Annotated in this window: 17 protein-coding genes; all 17 read left to right on the top strand. The window is 43.4% G+C overall.

Annotated features, from left to right (window positions below):
* The first annotated feature begins 9 nt into the window (after positions 1–9).
* Positions 10–1260 (top strand): cytochrome c biogenesis protein ResB, encoded by a 1251-nt coding sequence (locus ACKVDP_RS06695; protein WP_409228042.1) that lies wholly within the window; start codon positions 10–12, stop codon positions 1258–1260.
* Positions 1261–1262: 2 nt separating this feature from the next.
* On the top strand, positions 1263–2084 hold the full coding sequence (ccsB, locus tag ACKVDP_RS06690) for a c-type cytochrome biogenesis protein CcsB (protein ID WP_409228041.1): 822 nt from the start codon (positions 1263–1265) through the stop codon (positions 2082–2084).
* Between the two features lie 110 nt (positions 2085–2194).
* Positions 2195–2449 (top strand): hypothetical protein, encoded by a 255-nt coding sequence (locus ACKVDP_RS06685; RefSeq protein WP_409228040.1) that lies wholly within the window; start codon positions 2195–2197, stop codon positions 2447–2449.
* Positions 2450–2520: 71 nt separating this feature from the next.
* Positions 2521–2967: an MOSC domain-containing protein gene (locus ACKVDP_RS06680; protein ID WP_409228039.1), complete on the top strand. Its 447-nt coding sequence runs from the start codon at positions 2521–2523 to the stop codon at positions 2965–2967.
* A gap of 128 nt (positions 2968–3095) precedes the next feature.
* Positions 3096–3422: a hypothetical protein gene (locus ACKVDP_RS06675; RefSeq protein ID WP_409228038.1), complete on the top strand. Its 327-nt coding sequence runs from the start codon at positions 3096–3098 to the stop codon at positions 3420–3422.
* Entirely contained in the window at positions 3409–5355 is a 1947-nt protein-coding gene (locus tag ACKVDP_RS06670) for a V-type ATP synthase subunit I (RefSeq protein WP_409228037.1), read from the top strand. The genes ACKVDP_RS06675 and ACKVDP_RS06670 overlap by 14 nt, the downstream gene beginning before the upstream one ends.
* A gap of 17 nt (positions 5356–5372) precedes the next feature.
* Positions 5373–5852: a V-type ATP synthase subunit K gene (locus ACKVDP_RS06665; RefSeq protein ID WP_409228036.1), complete on the top strand. Its 480-nt coding sequence runs from the start codon at positions 5373–5375 to the stop codon at positions 5850–5852.
* A gap of 21 nt (positions 5853–5873) precedes the next feature.
* On the top strand, positions 5874–6431 hold the full coding sequence (locus ACKVDP_RS06660; RefSeq protein WP_409228035.1) for a V-type ATP synthase subunit E: 558 nt from the start codon (positions 5874–5876) through the stop codon (positions 6429–6431).
* A gap of 10 nt (positions 6432–6441) precedes the next feature.
* On the top strand, positions 6442–7443 hold the full coding sequence (locus ACKVDP_RS06655; RefSeq protein WP_409228034.1) for a V-type ATP synthase subunit C: 1002 nt from the start codon (positions 6442–6444) through the stop codon (positions 7441–7443).
* Positions 7436–7744, top strand: coding sequence for a V-type ATP synthase subunit F (locus ACKVDP_RS06650; protein ID WP_409228033.1), 309 nt, complete (start codon positions 7436–7438; stop codon positions 7742–7744). Before ACKVDP_RS06655 ends, ACKVDP_RS06650 begins: the two co-directional genes overlap by 8 nt.
* A gap of 16 nt (positions 7745–7760) precedes the next feature.
* A complete protein-coding gene (locus ACKVDP_RS06645; protein WP_409228032.1) occupies positions 7761–9524 on the top strand; it encodes a V-type ATP synthase subunit A in 1764 nt (587 codons plus the stop codon).
* Complete coding sequence (locus tag ACKVDP_RS06640) at positions 9517–10905, top strand: V-type ATP synthase subunit B (protein WP_409228031.1); 1389 nt, start codon at positions 9517–9519, stop codon at positions 10903–10905. Before ACKVDP_RS06645 ends, ACKVDP_RS06640 begins: the two co-directional genes overlap by 8 nt.
* Complete coding sequence (locus ACKVDP_RS06635; RefSeq protein ID WP_409228030.1) at positions 10906–11547, top strand: V-type ATP synthase subunit D; 642 nt, start codon at positions 10906–10908, stop codon at positions 11545–11547.
* 162 nt (positions 11548–11709) lie between these two features.
* Complete coding sequence (locus ACKVDP_RS06630; protein WP_409228029.1) at positions 11710–12594, top strand: VOC family protein; 885 nt, start codon at positions 11710–11712, stop codon at positions 12592–12594.
* 135 nt (positions 12595–12729) lie between these two features.
* Positions 12730–13908, top strand: coding sequence for a M20 metallopeptidase family protein (locus ACKVDP_RS06625; protein WP_409228028.1), 1179 nt, complete (start codon positions 12730–12732; stop codon positions 13906–13908).
* Positions 13909–14435: 527 nt separating this feature from the next.
* Positions 14436–15284, top strand: a complete 849-nt coding sequence (gene panB, locus ACKVDP_RS06620) for a 3-methyl-2-oxobutanoate hydroxymethyltransferase (RefSeq protein WP_409228027.1) — start codon at positions 14436–14438, stop codon at positions 15282–15284.
* Positions 15285–15351: 67 nt separating this feature from the next.
* Entirely contained in the window at positions 15352–16290 is a 939-nt protein-coding gene (locus ACKVDP_RS06615; protein ID WP_409228026.1) for a hypothetical protein, read from the top strand.
* Positions 16291–16294: the final 4 nt, after the last annotated feature.

Below are 16294 nucleotides of genomic sequence, written 5' to 3'. Positions count from 1 at the left end.
GGGAGGTAGATGACAATAGATAAGTTCATCAGAAGGTTGACCAGCCTTGGGCTGGCGATAATACTGTTTATCTTCATAGCAGCATATTCAATCATAGGAACCGTTCTACCTCAGGGGTTACAAAGGGAATTCTACATAGAAAGCTATCCCGCTATGGGAAGTATAATTACCGCACTCCAATTTGACCAGGTCTACAGCTCATGGATATTTAGAATTCTGCTGTTCCTGTTCATAGTGAATCTTGCAGGTTGTACCTTAAGGATACTGCCTGGACAGCTTAAAAAAATGAAAAAGGACCATTTCCCCAAACCAAAGCCGGATGGGGATAATTTGCATGCTGAAAATATGGATATCCAGAAATTCAGGGGAATTCTGGAGAGAAAAAGGTATACCATAGTGGAGGGTGAAAAGGGATTCAGGGCCAGTAAACACAGAATTGGCAATATTGGTTCCTCTGTTACCCACCTTGGTATTATCATAATTATTCTTGGAAGCTTTATAGGGAACATGTTTGCACAGGAGGGCTTTTTCAATATGCTGCCAGGAGATGTTAAGGGCTTTCCCCAATACGGATTTTCATTGAGGCTTGATGATTTCAGACTGGGATTTAGGGATAACGGAACAGTGGACCAGTACTACAGCGATGTTACCGTGTTAAGACCTGAAGGTGAGGAATGGAGCGATACAATGTGGGTCAATAATCCCCTTAAGGTGGATAAGGTAGACTTTTATCAAACCAGCTATGGCTGGGCAAGCAGCCTTTCCATCCTTGGGCCTGAAGGAGAGGAGCAAAATGCACTTCTTAGAAACGGAGAATCATATTTTTACCAACCTGGTCATCTAACGGTTTATTTGTACGGTTACTTCCCAAACATGACCATAACATCATTGGGAGAGCCAATTACCATGACAGAACAGGAGCTTAATCCATATTATGCCGTAATCCTTTATGAATTCGGAAACCACGTATCTTCTGATATCCTTGAGCCTGGGCAGTCAATTCAGTACAAGGACTTCAAACTGACCTTTACCGACTCGAGCCTTTACACTGGACTGACTTTCAGAAAGGATTTCGGGTATATTTTTGTAATGCTGGGAAGTCTCCTAATGACCTTGGGATTGATTTTCTCCTTCTACTTTTATCCCAAGCATATTCAGGTGGAGGAAAAAAGCATAAGAACCATAACAAGACAGAACACCTGGGGCTTTGACTATCAGGTAAGACAGCTGGTTCAACAATCAACTGAGAAGGAGGAATAAGGATGGATCTTGTATATTTTGAGGAATTGATGTTCACCCTTGCATTTGCGGGGTACACCCTTTCAGCAGTTCTCTTTTTCATATTTGTAGCCATGAAAAAGGAAAGTATAGGTAAGATTGCCATTTCACTTACGGTGGCAGGCTTTGGAATACACACCGTTGCAATAATTTTAAGGGTGATTGAATCGGGCAGACTCCCCTTTACAAATCAGTTTGAATTCGCCACCAGCTTTGCCTGGGGTATTGTCCTTTGTTATCTTGTGCTCCACTTTGCATACAGGTTCACTGGAGTTGGTGCCTTTGTCATGCCCATTGCATTTCTTGTGATGGGATATGCCTCAATGCTGCCCAAGGCAATAAAACCTCTTATGCCTGCCCTTCAAAGCGGTTGGCTGTATATACATGTTGGAACCGCAGTCATAAGCTACGGGTCCTTTGCAGTGGCAGCTGGACTTGCAGCAATGTATCTTATTGGAGAGCGGCAGAAGGAAACTGGAGATGGCAAAACTGTGCTGCCCAAGTCAGAGGTGTGTGACTATCTAAGCTACAGGGTTATTGCCTTCGGGTACCTTATGCTGACCCTGGTAATAGTGACCGGAGCCATATGGGCAAAATATGCCTGGTCAAGATACTGGGCCTGGGACCCAAAGGAAACCTGGTCCCTTATAACCTGGCTGATTTATTCCGTGTACATCCACCTGAGATTCAATAGGGGATGGAAGGGAAAACCAGCTGCATGGTTTGCGGTGATAGGTTTTATAAGTGTCATATTCACATTTATAGGCGTCAACAACATATTGCCAAGTATTCATAGCTACAGATAGGAAAGGGACAGCTTAAGGAAACTTACAAGCTGTCCTTTCCATATATATAGTAAGGAAATATACAGATTCAGAAAACCCTCCATAGGGTAGATATATCTTGGGGTGATATGATGGATAACTTTACAAAGAAAAAGATAAAAAAGCCCAGGGAGTTGGTGGAGGATCTCAAGTCTGGAGATTTTTCCATTACAAAACGAGAATTTGACCTGAAAAAGAGCAAAAGGACGGTTAAGGAGCTTTCCAATGACGGCAAGAGGATAAAGGAGAAAATAGACCGTCTGAAGGAAGTTCATGAACAGCTTACAGAGAAGGATAATGCGGATAAGAAACGGTTCATAGAGAGAAAGATGCCTGGTAAGAGATAATTGAGAGATCAACTATGTTGGTCTTTTCTTTTTCATTGGGAAGTCCATGGAACTGGCAAAGAGGTGATAGGTTGAAGGTTGCGAGGATCAACATAAGAACTACAGACGGTGAGACCCTAGGTCTTAAGGAGGCTATGCTTGTCAAGGACAAGGGCATAGAGGGGGATAAGAACGCAAAGGGTGGGGAGAGACAGCTGTCCCTTCTTCCTCTAAAGGTGAGGGAGGACATTGAAAAGGAAGAAATTACAGGATTGTGTATACCAAGGTTTACCGAGAACATTACCCATACGGATGATGCCCGATTCAAGGAGGGAGAAAGGTACACCTTGGGAGAAGCGGTGATAGAGATCAGTGGAATCAGAAAAAAATGCTTTTCACAGTGCGAGAATATTATCAAAAATAAGTCTTGTACTTTAGTGAAATCCGTCACTTATGCAAAAATTATTTCAACGGGAATAGTGGGAATAAACGCTGAGATACAGCCATTTACAGGCGTTAAGGGCAAGGGAAAGTTGTAGAAAATCTGCAAATAAATTGATAAATTATTCTCAAATTATTGATTTATCAGAATAATTATTATAGAATTAGTTAGTATAGTCGTAGTATTTAAGATTATTTAACTATATACATTGTAGGGGGTGAAGCGATGGCAACAGATGCTATACTGGCTGTAAAAAAAGCAGAGGAGAAGGCCAGGGAAATTCTAGAGGAAGCCAGTAACAAAGTTAAAAAATCCACTGAGGAATCATCCCAGAAAGCGGAGGAAGAGTTTAAGAGGATTCTTGATGAAGCTAACCTGGAGGCTGATAGCCTTAAGAAGGCTGCTGTTGAAGAGGGGGAAGCCAAAGCAAAGCCGATTCTTGAAAAGGGTAGTGCAGAGGCTGAGAAACTGAAGAGGATGGAAAGCGAGAAGCTGGAAAAGGTGGCTAATATAATAATTGAGAGGATCGTGAACAGTAATGGCAATAGTTAAGATGAACGAATTCAGCTTATTTGCCTTCGATTCATCCAAGGAAGATCTTCTCCACGAGCTTCAGAAGTTTGAATATGTCCATTTCACAAATCTTGGTGTAGACGAAACCCTTTCAGAATTGGGATTAAGAAATGTCAAAGTGCCGGAAAGGATTATGGAAATCGATGACGACATCAACAGAGTAGGGAGCGCCATAAAGATATTGTCGAAATTCCACGAAAAACCAACTGGCATCAAAGCCATGAAGGAGGGTGTTGGCACCTATACCTTCGATGAGCTTGAAGAGCAGGCACAGTCCATTGATTACAAAGAGGCCCTGGATGGGGTTGAAGAGCTTTGGGGAAGGATGGAATCCCTTAAGCATGAGAAGGAAAAGGCAAGAGCAAGACTGTTGGAGCTTAAGCCCTGGAAATCAATAGATCTTCCAATATCAGATATCAATGGGATAAACAGAGCTGAGATCTTCACAGGTACTGTACCTAAAAAGCTCAGGGAGAGACTTGATGAGGAAATGACAGGCTTCGAAAATACCTATTACGAAATCGTGGAAGAGGACAAGGACAATTTGTACGTTGTGGCCATGTCCTATGGAGACGAAGTAAAGAAGGCAATAGACAGCCTTAGGAATACGAGCTTTTCCAAAATTGTAATCCATGGGGATGAAAAACCCGCCCAGGAGATGGAAAAGATAGATGAAAGAATCGGGGAACTGACTTCCCAGATGGATGAGGTCGAAAAGGAACTTAGATCAATGACCTCTCAGAAATCCAGTTTGGAGCTTGTATACGACTACCTTAGCAACAAAAAGCTGAGGACAGCTGCTGCTGAAAATTTCGTATCAACAGACAACGTCGACGTCATAAAAGGCTACATACCTTCAGACAAGGCGGAGGAGTTTGAGAGAAATGTAAGAGATAGACTTGATAATATCTACTATATGGAAATGAAGGAAGCGGAGAGGGAAAGTGATGACACTCCGATTCTTTTGAAGAATTCAAAATTTGCAAAGGCATTTGAGTCCCTAACTGGGATGTATGCACTGCCCAAATACAGTGAAGTGGACCCTACGCCTCTTTTGGCGCCATTTTACCTTGCCTTCTTTGGCATGATGGCTGCCGACGTTGGATACGGTCTTATTATGCTGATAGGAACCATGTACGTTCTTAAGAATTTCAATCTTAAGGAAAACACTAAGCTTTTCGTAAGGTTTTTCTATTATCTGAGCTTTTCAGTTATAATATGGGGATTCCTCTACGGGTCTCTATTTGGAGGGATAATACCTTTGCCGGGATTGTTTGAGCCCGCGGAGGATTACAATTCCCTTCTGATACTATCGATCATATTTGGTTTGATCCACATATACTTTGCACTGGGAATAAAGGCTTACGTCCTTGTGCATAATGGAAAAACCAAGGATGCTCTCTTTGATGTGGGCTTCTGGTATCTTGCATTGACCGGAGCGATAGTTTACCTTCTGAATATTGTCATGACCCTACCTGAGATTGTAAAAACCATAAGCTTCATAGTTATGATAGCTGGAATGGCTGGAATTGTTCTCACAGGTGGAAGGGATGCAGAAGGAATGGTAGGTAAGATAGGAGGAGGAATCTACTCCCTGTATGGAATATCAGGCTATGTAGGTGACTTTGTATCTTATTCAAGGCTTATGGCCCTGGGACTTGCCGGCGGATTCATAGCCGGTGCGGTCAATATGATGGCAGGAATGGTTGCAGGAAGTGGAGTGCTGGGATTTATCGGAGCCATTATAATCTTCATCTTCGGGCAGACATTCAATCTTGGACTGACGCTCCTTGGAGCTTATGTTCATGCCATAAGACTTATTTTCGTTGAGTTCTTCAGCAAATTCTACGAAGGTGGAGGAAAGAGGTTCAAGGAGTTTAGAAGCAAACCAAAATATATCAATCTAAAATAGGTTAGGAGGAAATGTAAATGATATTTACTGAATTTATTGTTTCATATGGTGGGGTATTTTTCGCAGGACTAGGTATAGCGGTGGCTGTATTCCTTTCAGGGATAGGCTCAGCGATCGGGATTGGAATTGTAGGACAGGCAGCAAGCGGCTTGATAATCGAGGAGCCGGAGAAATTCGGTCGTTCGCTTGTACTTCAGCTTCTACCAGGTACACAGGGTCTTTACGGTTTTGTTATCGGACTTTTGGTTCTTGGACAGCTTGATGCAGGTATGACCCTTGCTCATGGTATGTATCTATTGGCTGCTTGTATGCCAATCGGTTTTGTTGGATGGCAATCAGCAATCGCTCAGGGTAAGGTTGCGGCTTCAGGTATCTCAATTCTTGCCAAGAACGAAGAGCATTCAACAAAGGGTATCATCTACTCGGTAATGGTTGAGACATATGCCCTGCTGGCATTTGTAATCTCACTAATTCTTGTAAATGCTGTAAGTTTCTAGAAAAAGTAAGGATGTGAAGCTATGTCAAATTTAGATAACCTTACCCAAAAGATTCTTGAGGATGCCAAAAACAAGGCAAGTGAGATGGTTGAAGAGGCTGAAAAGAAGAATAAAAGCCATATCAACCACAGGGTAAAGGAAGCAAATGAGAGAAAGGAGAAGATCATTGAAAAAGCAGCAGCCGAGGCACAAATGCTAAAGAGCAGAGTGATCTCAAGCGCTGAGCTCAAGGTTCGGGATGAAAAGCTTTCTGCAAAGCAGGAGGTTATGGACAAGGTGTTTCAGATGGCAAAGGATAAGCTGTCAAACCTTGACAAGAATGAGTACCTGGACTATGTAAAATCTTCTTTTGAAAAGATCAAGACAGATGGCAAGCCCACACTTCTAATACCAACCGGTAAAATGGACCAGCTTAAGGAGCTTTCCAAGGAGATGGAGCTTGTGGAGGATGAATCTGTAAAGTCAGGATATATACTTAAGGATGGAGAAATAGTTTACAACTATACGTTTGATGCCCTGGTGGATGAAATCAGGGAGGACCTCGAAGGGGAGATAGCACAGAAACTCTTTGAAGAATAGGAGTGAGTTCATGGATAGAATGGAATTTACCCAAGGGGTAACCCGTACCAGAGTCCTTGAAACCAAGCTCCTTGACCAGTTGACCATTGACAAGATGGTCGATGCAAAGGATCTTGAAGAGGTACTGAGAACCCTTGGAGATACAGAATATGCAGGTGCAGTATCAGCTGTGGAGAAAGGTGAGGATTACGAACAGATTTTGTCCCATGAGCTGAAAAGGGTATACGATCTTATGAGAGAGATTTCACCTCGGGAAGAGGTTGTGGATCTGATGGCCCTTAAGTACGACTACCACAACCTTAAGGTTATGCTTAAGGAGCACGTGATGCAGAAGGACCTGTCCGACCTGTACATCCAGGTGGGAACGGTTGATTTCAATAAGTTGAAGGCGATGTTCAATGCAGAGCAGATGAGGGACATTCCCCTCCAGTTCAAAGAGGCCATTGAAGAGATACTTAAGGACTATGACCAGCAGGAGGATCCTCAGAGAATAGACATACTTGCAGACAGACACTATTTCAAGCATCTATATAAAGTAGCCGAAGGCACTGGAATAGACCTGTTCAAGGCATATGTCAAGGATTACATCGATTTTTTAAATGTATCTGCTGCAATCAGGCTCAAGAAGCAAGGCAAGGACCTTAACTTCTTCAGGGAAGTGATTCTTTTCAACGGGAACATTGAAAGGGATGACATACTCCTCACAATGAACGATTCAATCGATGTAATGATGAACAAGTTCAGGCATGCCAGGATCAGCAAGGAGCTTCTTAAGGGTCTCCAGGCTTATCAGGAGACAGGTAGACTGTCCGCTTTTGAAAAGTATATGGACAACTACATGATCAAGCTGAACAAGGATTCCAAATCCGTTACATTCGGACCGGAGCCCCTCTTTTCATATCTGGTGGCCAAGGAAATGGAAATTAAGATATTAAGGATTATAATGGTTTCTAAGACGAACAATCTTTCACCGGAGGCCATAAGAGAAAGGTTGCGTGATCTTTATGTTTAAAGTGGGAGTAATTGGCGACAAGGATTCCGTTCTGGCCTTCAAGGCTCTAGGTGTAGATGTGTATACCGTATGGGAGGAAGAGGAAGCCAGAAAAACAGTGGATACCATGGCCAAAAATAATTATGGCGTTATCTTTATCACAGAGCAGATTGCCAATTTGATACCAGATACTGTGGATAGATATGACAAAGAGATAATCCCTGCGGTTATTCTTATCCCTAGCAACCAGGGGACCCTGAATATAGGGATGGACAGGATAAACGAGAATGTTGAAAAGGCCGTAGGATCAAATATTTTATAGAAAGCGAGGGCTTATCTTGAAAGTAGGGAAAATAGTAAAAGTATCTGGACCCTTGGTAGTTGCCGAGGGGATGGATGAAGCGAATGTATACGACGTTGTACAAGTATCCGACTACAAGCTTGTCGGTGAGATAATAGAGATGAGAGGCGACAGAGCCTCAATACAGGTATACGAAGAGACCACGGGAATTGGTCCCGGGGACCCGGTTTATACCACTGGAGAGCCACTGTCGGTTGAGCTTGGCCCTGGAATGATGGAAGCCATGTTTGATGGAATCCAGAGACCTCTAAATGAGTTCAGGGAAAAATCCGGTGACTTCATGACCAGGGGTACAAAGGTAGACAACCTTAACAGGGAAAAGAAGTGGGACTTCACACCAGCTGTAAAGGTTGGGGATAAGGTTGAATCCGGAGATATAATTGGTACAGTACAGGAGACAACTCTGATTTTGCACAAGGTAATGGTCCCTCCTGGAGTATCGGGAGAGGTCACTGAAATAAGGGAGGGCTCATTTACAGTTGTGGAAGACATCTGTGTCCTCGATGGAGAGAAAAAGCTTCAGATGATGCAGAAGTGGCCAGTAAGAAAGGGAAGACCTTTTACAAAGAAACTTAACCCGGATGTACCTCTTCTAACTGGGCAAAGGGTAATCGATACCTTCTTCCCTGTTGCCAAGGGTGGAACTGCAGCTATTCCAGGGCCATTCGGTTCAGGTAAGACTGTTGTTCAGCACCAGTTGGCAAAATGGGCTGACACTGAGATAGTGGTCTATGTAGGCTGTGGTGAGCGTGGAAACGAGATGACCGACGTACTGATGGAGTTCCCCGAAATCATCGACCCTAAAACAGGGGAGTCACTGATGAAGAGGACGGTTCTTATTGCCAACACCTCAAACATGCCTGTTGCCGCCAGAGAGGCGTCAATATATACAGGAATTACAATTGCTGAGTACTTCAGGGACATGGGATATTCAGTTGCCATAATGGCAGACTCAACATCAAGATGGGCAGAGGCTCTTAGAGAGATGTCCGGACGTCTGGAGGAGATGCCTGGTGATGAGGGATACCCTGCATACCTTGCATCAAGAGCTGCAGCCTTCTATGAGAGAGCAGGAAAGGTAATATGTAATGGAGGAGACAAAAGAGAAGGAGCCATCACAGTCATCGGAGCCGTTTCACCTCCTGGAGGAGATATTTCCGAGCCTGTATCGCAGGCAACACTAAGGATAGTTAAGGTGTTCTGGGGTCTTGACCATGCACTTTCATACAAGAGACACTTCCCGGCAATCAACTGGCTAAACTCCTACACACTATATCAGACCAAGATGGACCAGTGGATGGCAGGTAACATAGACCCTGAATTTGCAAGGAACAGGGCAAAGGCAATGAACCTTCTTCAGGAAGAATCATCCCTTCAGGAGATAGTTAGACTTGTTGGTAGAGATTCACTATCTGAGGAGGATCAGCTAAAGCTTGAAGCGACCAAGTCACTTAGAGAGGACTACCTTCAGCAGAATGCCTTCCATGACATCGACACCTTCTGTTCGTTGGAGAAGCAAAACAAGATGCTAAAGCTTATACTACAGTTCTATGACCTTGGAATGAAGGCTTTGGAAAAGGGAGTATACCTTAAGGACATAGAGCATATGCCAATAAGGGAAAACATAGCCAGAAGCAAGTACATTGAAGAGGAAGAGCTAGATAAGATAGATGAAATAGGCGTTGAGCTTACCCAGGCAATAAATAAACTCATAGAGGAAGGAGGTATCCTGGATGCGTAAAGAGTATAACACTGTTAGAGAAGTAGTTGGACCCTTGATGGTAGTTGATGGAGTTGAGGGTGTCAAGTACGAGGAGCTTGTGGACATTGAGCTAGGCACAGGCGAAAAAAGGCGTGGTAGAGTTCTTGAGGTAAACGGCGACAAGGCCATGGTTCAGCTTTTCGAAGGATCCTCCGGGTTCAACCTTGGAAAAACCAGGGTGAAGTTTCTAGGAAAGCCTCTTGAGCTTGGAGTAAGCGAGGATATGATTGGGCGTATATTCGATGGTCTTGGAAGACCAAAGGATGACGGACCTAAGATTATCCCGGAGAAAAAGGTTGATATAAACGGGGTTCCAATAAACCCAGTATCAAGGGATTACCCAGAGGAGTTCATCCAGACGGGGATTTCATGTATAGATGGACTGAATACACTTGTAAGGGGGCAGAAGCTTCCGATCTTCTCCGGTTCAGGACTACCTCATGGAGAGGTTGCAGCGCAGATTGCAAGACAGGCACAGGTTCTTGGTACAGGAGAGAACTTTGCAGTTGTGTTTGCTGCCATGGGTATAACATTTGAGGAAGCACAGTTCTTTATTGAAGACTTTACAAAGACAGGTGCGATCGATAGGGCGGTTCTATTTGTAAACCTTGCAAATGACCCTGCTATCGAGAGGATCGCAACACCAAGGATGGCACTTACCTGTGCAGAATACCTTGCATATGAGAAGGATATGCACGTGCTTGTTATCCTTACTGACATGACTAACTATGCTGAGGCTCTTCGTGAGACATCAGCTGCCAGAAAGGAAGTACCAGGACGTAGAGGATATCCGGGATATCTTTACACCGACCTTTCCACAATATATGAGAGAGCGGGTAGGATCAGGGGAAGAAAGGGTTCAATAACCCAGATTCCAATCCTTACAATGCCTGAGGACGATATAACCCACCCAATACCAGACCTTACAGGGTATATCACCGAGGGACAGATCATACTATCCCGTGCACTTTACAAAAAGGGTATCGAGCCTCCGATAAACGTTGTACCTTCACTTTCCCGTCTTAAGGACAAAGGTATAGGGGATAACAAGACCAGAGAGGACCATGCGGATACAATGAACCAGATATATGCTGCATACACCTCTGGTATCGAGGCAAGGGAGCTTGCAACCATACTAGGTGAGTCGGCACTTTCAGATGCAGACAAAGCCTTTGCAAAGTTTGCCGAGGCCTTTGACAACCAGTATGTAAATCAAGGATATGAAAACAACAGAAGCATAGAAGACACCCTTGATCTTGGGTGGGAACTGCTGAAGATTATTCCAAGAGGGGAGCTTAAGAGAATTCGTCAGGAGTATCTTGACAAATACCTTCCATTGGAAGACGAAGGGGATGAGTAGATGGCTGTTTTGAATGTTAACCCTACTCGTATGGAGCTCACCCGACTGAAGGCACGTCTTAAGACAGCCACAAGAGGTCACAAGCTTTTAAAGGATAAGCAGGATGAGCTTATGAGAAGGTTTATTGAGCTTATAAAACAGAACAAGAAGCTTCGTACCCAGGTTGAACAGGATCTGAAGGATGCATTTAATGAATTTCTACTTGCAAGTGCTGTGATGTCCCCTGAAATTCTCCAGGAGGCAGTAGCCTTTCCAAAGGAGACCATCAGCGTCGACATCAAGAAGAAGAACGTAATGAGTGTTCACGTTCCTGTGATGAATTTCATCAGAAAACTTGAGGGAGATGAGGGAAGCATATACCCCTACGGATTTTCACAGACATCCGGGGAGCTGGATGATGCAATTTCAAAGCTGTATACCATCATGCCTGAACTGCTTGAACTGGCAGAGGTTGAGAAGGCATGTCAGCTGATGGCCGATGAGATTGAAAAGACTAGACGTAGAGTAAATGCACTAGAGTATCGGACGATTCCTGAGCTTGAAGAAACAATCAGATTTATACGTATGAAGCTGGATGAGAATGAACGAAGTACCATTACCAGAATAATGAAGGTAAAGGATATCATAAACAAGGAAGCTTAAAAGCAGAGGCGATCGCCTCTGCTTTTTTAGTTCACAATTTAAAGATTTAAAAGAGAGGAATATCGACCTCATACCTTAATTAAAAGTAATTGATAAGACATATCAATTACGGGTAAAAACAAAGTGCAGGAAGTTGTCAAAGAGTTTTAAGGAGTGGTGATGATGCAAAAGATAGTACCACATCTATGGTTTGACAAGGAGGCAAAGGAGGCAGCGGAGTTTTATACAGGACTTTTCGAAGACTCGGGCATAGAGGGAAGTGTAGTCATAAATGATACTCCATCAGGGGACACTGAAGCCATCAGCTTCAGGCTGGCAGGACTTAAATTTGAGGCAATAAGCGCAGGACCTTATTTCAGCTTTAATCCGTCAATCAATTTGCTTGTAAGATTTGGCAGCAAGGAGAGGCTAGGAGAGGTTTGGGAAGCGCTGTCAGAAGGAGGAGAAGAGCGGATGCCCTTGGGAGAGTATCCATTCAGTGAACTGTACGCATGGGTAGAGGACAGGTATGGATTGAACTGGCAGCTGCTTTATGACAAGGAAAGTAAAGAAGCTCAGAAGATCACCCCGGTGATGATGTTCTCGGATGAAGTATGTGGGAAGGCTGAAGAGGCGGTGGAATTCTACGTTGATATCTTCAGGGATTCAGCCATTGAGCTTATTAGCAAATACTCTGAAGGGGAAGCACCTGATGAGAGGGCGGTTGTTAACTTCTCTTCATTCAAATTGAATGGACTTGAAATGTCTGCCATGGACAATGCCATGGGTGCAGACTTCACATTCAACGAGGCATTCTCATTTGAGGTATTATGCAAGGATCAAGAGGAAATAGACTATTACTGGGACAAGCTATCTGCTGATCCCGAAGCTGAGGTATGTGGGTGGCTGAAGGACAGGTATGGGCTTTCATGGCAGATTGTACCTGATAATATGTCCCAGGTGATGCTAAATGGAAGTCCCCAGGAGAGGGATAGGTATACTAAAGCATTTCTGCAGATGAAAAAGTTCAATCTGGAGGAGCTTGAGAAGGCAAGGCTGGGGGAATAACCCCAGCTTCTTTCCTGTCATAACAATGGAACAATCAATTGGAATTCAAATTGCAAACATGGGTATGTTTTTGATTTTAAGGGTAGATTTAAGTCATAGAGAATTCTTAATATTGGTCAGGGAGTGATTTAGAGGATGGAAATCAGAAATGAAATAGAGAGGTTAAGGGAAGAGCTAATAGGATTGAGACGGGATTTTCACGAGAATCCCGAGCTTGGTTTCCAGGAGTTCAGGACCGGAAAAGTAGTTGCCGATTATCTTGAGGGACTTGGGCTAGAGGTTCGGAGAAATGTTGCAAAGACAGGTGTTGTGGGATTGCTCCGGGGAAAAGGTCCGGGAAGAACCATAGCACTGAGGACGGATATGGATGCTCTTCCTCTAAGTGAAGCGACAGGGTTGGGATTCTCTTCCAGAAACGAAGGTGTTATGCATGCTTGTGGCCATGATGGACACCTTGCCATGATGTTGGTTGCAGCCAAGGTACTTTCAGGCATTAAGGATGAATTGCGTGGAAACGTAAAGTTCATCTTTCAACCAAATGAGGAGGATGCCGGTGCTGAAATAATGATTGGGGAAGGCATTCTAGAGAATCCAACGGTGGATGCTGCAGTTGGCATGCATCTGTGGTCGCCTATCCAGTCAGGGAAGATAGGTATTGCCAAGGGTCCGTTGATGGCATCAAGCTACTATTTCAAGATTATTGTACATGGAAGGGGAGGACATGGGGGTGCTCCTCACACCACAATAAGTCCAATCCTCTCTGGAATTGACATGATTAAGGCCTTGCAGGAAATGGTGTTAAATGAAACTGACCCTCTAAAGCCTACAATAATTTCATTTGGAAAGGTAAGTGCCGGGACCTACCCGATAATAATTCCTGAAAAGATGGAAATTGAAGGCTCCCTAAGGTGTCTTCACAAAGACACACTCCAGGTTCAGGATAGGATAAGGGAAGTTGTAGATGGAATATCCAGGGTTCACCGCACCACCTTTAGATTGGAGTTTAAGTGTGGGAATGATCTGCTTTATAACAATGAGGAGATGACAAGTCTTGCAGAGGAGATTGCAGAAGGGATAGTTGGCAGAGAGAACCTTATCACCTCGGATATCAGCGTCATGCTTGGGGAGGACTTTGCGGAGTTTTCCAAAAGGGTTCCCAGCACATTTATTTTCCTGGGAACAGCAAATCAGAAGAAGGGAACGGATTACCCCCATCATCACCCCAAATTCAATATCGATGAGGATGTTCTTCCAATTGGAGTGGAGCTCCTTGTTAAGACAGCCATGGAATATTTGGAGGAAAAGTCAGCTTAGTTTTTATATTCTAAGACAAAATTGAATCAGCTTGTTCAATAGGAGACCGAGGGGTTAATTTCCCTCGGTTTTTTATGTTTTATGCAACAAATAGAATACTGTTCCAGAAAAACTTGTGTTTTACAAAAATACAACCTAGACTTGCAGAGGAGGACTTATAGTTGTAATTTTATGAAAAAAAATTCATATACTCATTGATATTCCTCGGATACAAGCAATAAACCCAATACTGATAAAAGCTGCATAATCAGAAGCCTGTCTATTCATAAATTTCTGAAAAATATTCTTGACACATAAAAAAAGTTACTATAGTATCAAAAGTAGAACAACGTTCTAATAAATCAGAAAAGCTTTCAAAGCTAGTGGTCAAAGATTGTGGTTGCTTCATGGATCAATTGCTGCAAGGCAGAGCTGGAGCATGATAGAAAGAAGACCACATATAAGTGGACCACCATTCCAATAGATGGAATCATATTGAAAAGAACGTTGGAAGTAAATGGTTATAAAAGAAGAGGAGGAGATTTAGGATGCCAAAGAAGAAAAGTGTGTTGGACCTGTACAAGATGAAGAAAGCCGGAGAGAAGGTGGCTTGGATCACAGCGTATGATTATCCGACAGCCATGTTTGCTGAAGCAGCTGGAATGGACATGCTTCTGGTTGGAGATTCACTGGGTATGGTAACTCTTGGCTACAGCGGAACAGTACCTGTAACAATGGAAGATTGCATATCACACTGCCAGGCTGTGAGAAGAGGGGCTCCCAATACATTTGTTATTGGAGACATGCCATTCGGTTCTTATCAAAGCTCAGACGAGCAGGCTGTTGACAATGCAGTAAGATTCCTAAAGGAAGCTGATGTTGATGCAATCAAATTAGAGGGTGGAGTCAGAATTCAAAGCAGAATCCGTGCAATCACTGATGCAGGTATAGCAGTATTTGGTCATATCGGACTTACTCCTCAAAGCTCAGGCCAGCTAGGTGGATTCAAGGCACAGGGAAGAACAGTTGAAAGTGCAAGGGGAGTTATTGAGGACGCACTGGCAGTTCAGGAAGCTGGAGCAATGATGCTTCTTGTAGAGGCAGTACCACCTGAGGTGACAAAGTTCATCGCAGACCTATTGGAGATTCCAGTATATTCAATCGGAGCAGGAGACTGTGACGGACAGCTTCTTATCAGCAGTGACATGGTTGGTAAATTCCAAGCCTTCACACCAAAATTCGTCAAGAAGTATGCAAACGTTGCAGAAGTTGAGACCAATGCATACAAGGAATACATCAAGGACGTTAAGGAAGGCGTGTTCCCATCAGATGAATACGTTTACCATGTAACCGATCCGATGGAGGAATTTGAAGAATTGTTCAAGGAATACAAATAACAAGCAAGCAGGATAGATAATAGGGAGAACATTACAAGAAAATTACTTACTAATTGGAGGTAAAAAGATGGCTTTTAAACAGATGATGGATTATATGCAAAATGAAATGAAATTTCCTATAAGGGATAAATATGACCTGCCTACTTCAGACAAGACCTTCGAAGGTGGTGCTCATTATAGAATGGAAATCACAGGTATCGAAAGTGCCAACAACTTTGCCAACCTTGTTAAGGAGATTGACAAGCAAAAGGCTGTAGTACACAGAGTAATCGGTTTGGTGGGCGGTTCGGCCCTCATAGACAAGGCCGAGTTGAAAGAGTATGCTCAGATATCAGCTGATGCAAAAATTGAGGCTCTGGTAAACCCAATGGCTTCAAGAGCATGGGACGGAGGAAATCAATACAAGACTCCTGAGGGATATGTTTCAGGAATGAGATTAAGAGGCCAGGACAACATGCGTCTGTGGCTAAAGGAATTTGATCGTTGCCTAAACGCAGGAATCAGAGGATTCCTGATCACTGATGAAAGTGTACTTTATACGGTTGTTAAAATGAGAGCTGCAGGCCTAATACCTGCTGAGACCAAGTTCAAGGTTTCTGTATTTGCCGGCCATGGAAATGCAATAGCAGGTAAGATGCTGGAAGATATGGGAGCAGATAGCTTTAACCCACTTGCTGACCTTACCCTTCCAATGTTTTCCGCAATAAGAAGTGCAACAAGCATTCCAATGGATGTATACATGAGTCTTGTTGATTCAATGGGTAATGTTCAAAGACATGTTGATGCAGATGAGATAGCGAGAATATGTGCTCCAGTCTACTTCAAGTTTGAGCCTGGAAAGAATGAAATGGATATCTATAATGCTTGGCATGATGATGAGCCATTGGATAGACTGATTCCAGTCAAGGTGCGTATGGCTAAGATCGCTAAGGAATGGTGCGATGAAAGTGATACTGAACTGGTATTCAATGATTATAAAGAAGACTTGGCAATTCCAAAACCATAAGGGC

This window comes from Gudongella ferriphila, assembly GCF_046224405.1.
Taxonomy (GTDB): Bacteria; Bacillota; Clostridia; order Tissierellales; family Tissierellaceae; genus Gudongella.
The sequence above is the reverse complement of the archived record's forward strand: the minus strand, read 5'-3'. Positions and strand labels throughout refer to the sequence as shown.

Bases quoted from the DNA above. Each gene is read 5' to 3' on its own strand.
- ACKVDP_RS06695 (WP_409228042.1), top strand. From the start codon at position 10: ATGACAATAGATAAGTTCATCAGAAGGTTGACCAGCCTTGGGCTGGCG.
- ccsB (WP_409228041.1), top strand. From the start codon at position 1,263: ATGGATCTTGTATATTTTGAGGAATTGATGTTCACCCTTGCATTTGCG.
- ACKVDP_RS06685 (WP_409228040.1), top strand. From the start codon at position 2,195: ATGGATAACTTTACAAAGAAAAAGATAAAAAAGCCCAGGGAGTTGGTG.
- ACKVDP_RS06675 (WP_409228038.1), top strand. From the start codon at position 3,096: ATGGCAACAGATGCTATACTGGCTGTAAAAAAAGCAGAGGAGAAGGCC.
- ACKVDP_RS06670 (WP_409228037.1), top strand. From the start codon at position 3,409: ATGGCAATAGTTAAGATGAACGAATTCAGCTTATTTGCCTTCGATTCA.
- ACKVDP_RS06665 (WP_409228036.1), top strand. From the start codon at position 5,373: ATGATATTTACTGAATTTATTGTTTCATATGGTGGGGTATTTTTCGCA.
- ACKVDP_RS06660 (WP_409228035.1), top strand. From the start codon at position 5,874: ATGTCAAATTTAGATAACCTTACCCAAAAGATTCTTGAGGATGCCAAA.
- ACKVDP_RS06655 (WP_409228034.1), top strand. From the start codon at position 6,442: ATGGATAGAATGGAATTTACCCAAGGGGTAACCCGTACCAGAGTCCTT.
- ACKVDP_RS06650 (WP_409228033.1), top strand. From the start codon at position 7,436: ATGTTTAAAGTGGGAGTAATTGGCGACAAGGATTCCGTTCTGGCCTTC.
- ACKVDP_RS06640 (WP_409228031.1), top strand. From the start codon at position 9,517: ATGCGTAAAGAGTATAACACTGTTAGAGAAGTAGTTGGACCCTTGATG.
- ACKVDP_RS06635 (WP_409228030.1), top strand. From the start codon at position 10,906: ATGGCTGTTTTGAATGTTAACCCTACTCGTATGGAGCTCACCCGACTG.
- ACKVDP_RS06630 (WP_409228029.1), top strand. From the start codon at position 11,710: ATGCAAAAGATAGTACCACATCTATGGTTTGACAAGGAGGCAAAGGAG.
- ACKVDP_RS06625 (WP_409228028.1), top strand. From the start codon at position 12,730: ATGGAAATCAGAAATGAAATAGAGAGGTTAAGGGAAGAGCTAATAGGA.
- panB (WP_409228027.1), top strand. From the start codon at position 14,436: ATGCCAAAGAAGAAAAGTGTGTTGGACCTGTACAAGATGAAGAAAGCC.
- ACKVDP_RS06615 (WP_409228026.1), top strand. From the start codon at position 15,352: ATGGCTTTTAAACAGATGATGGATTATATGCAAAATGAAATGAAATTT.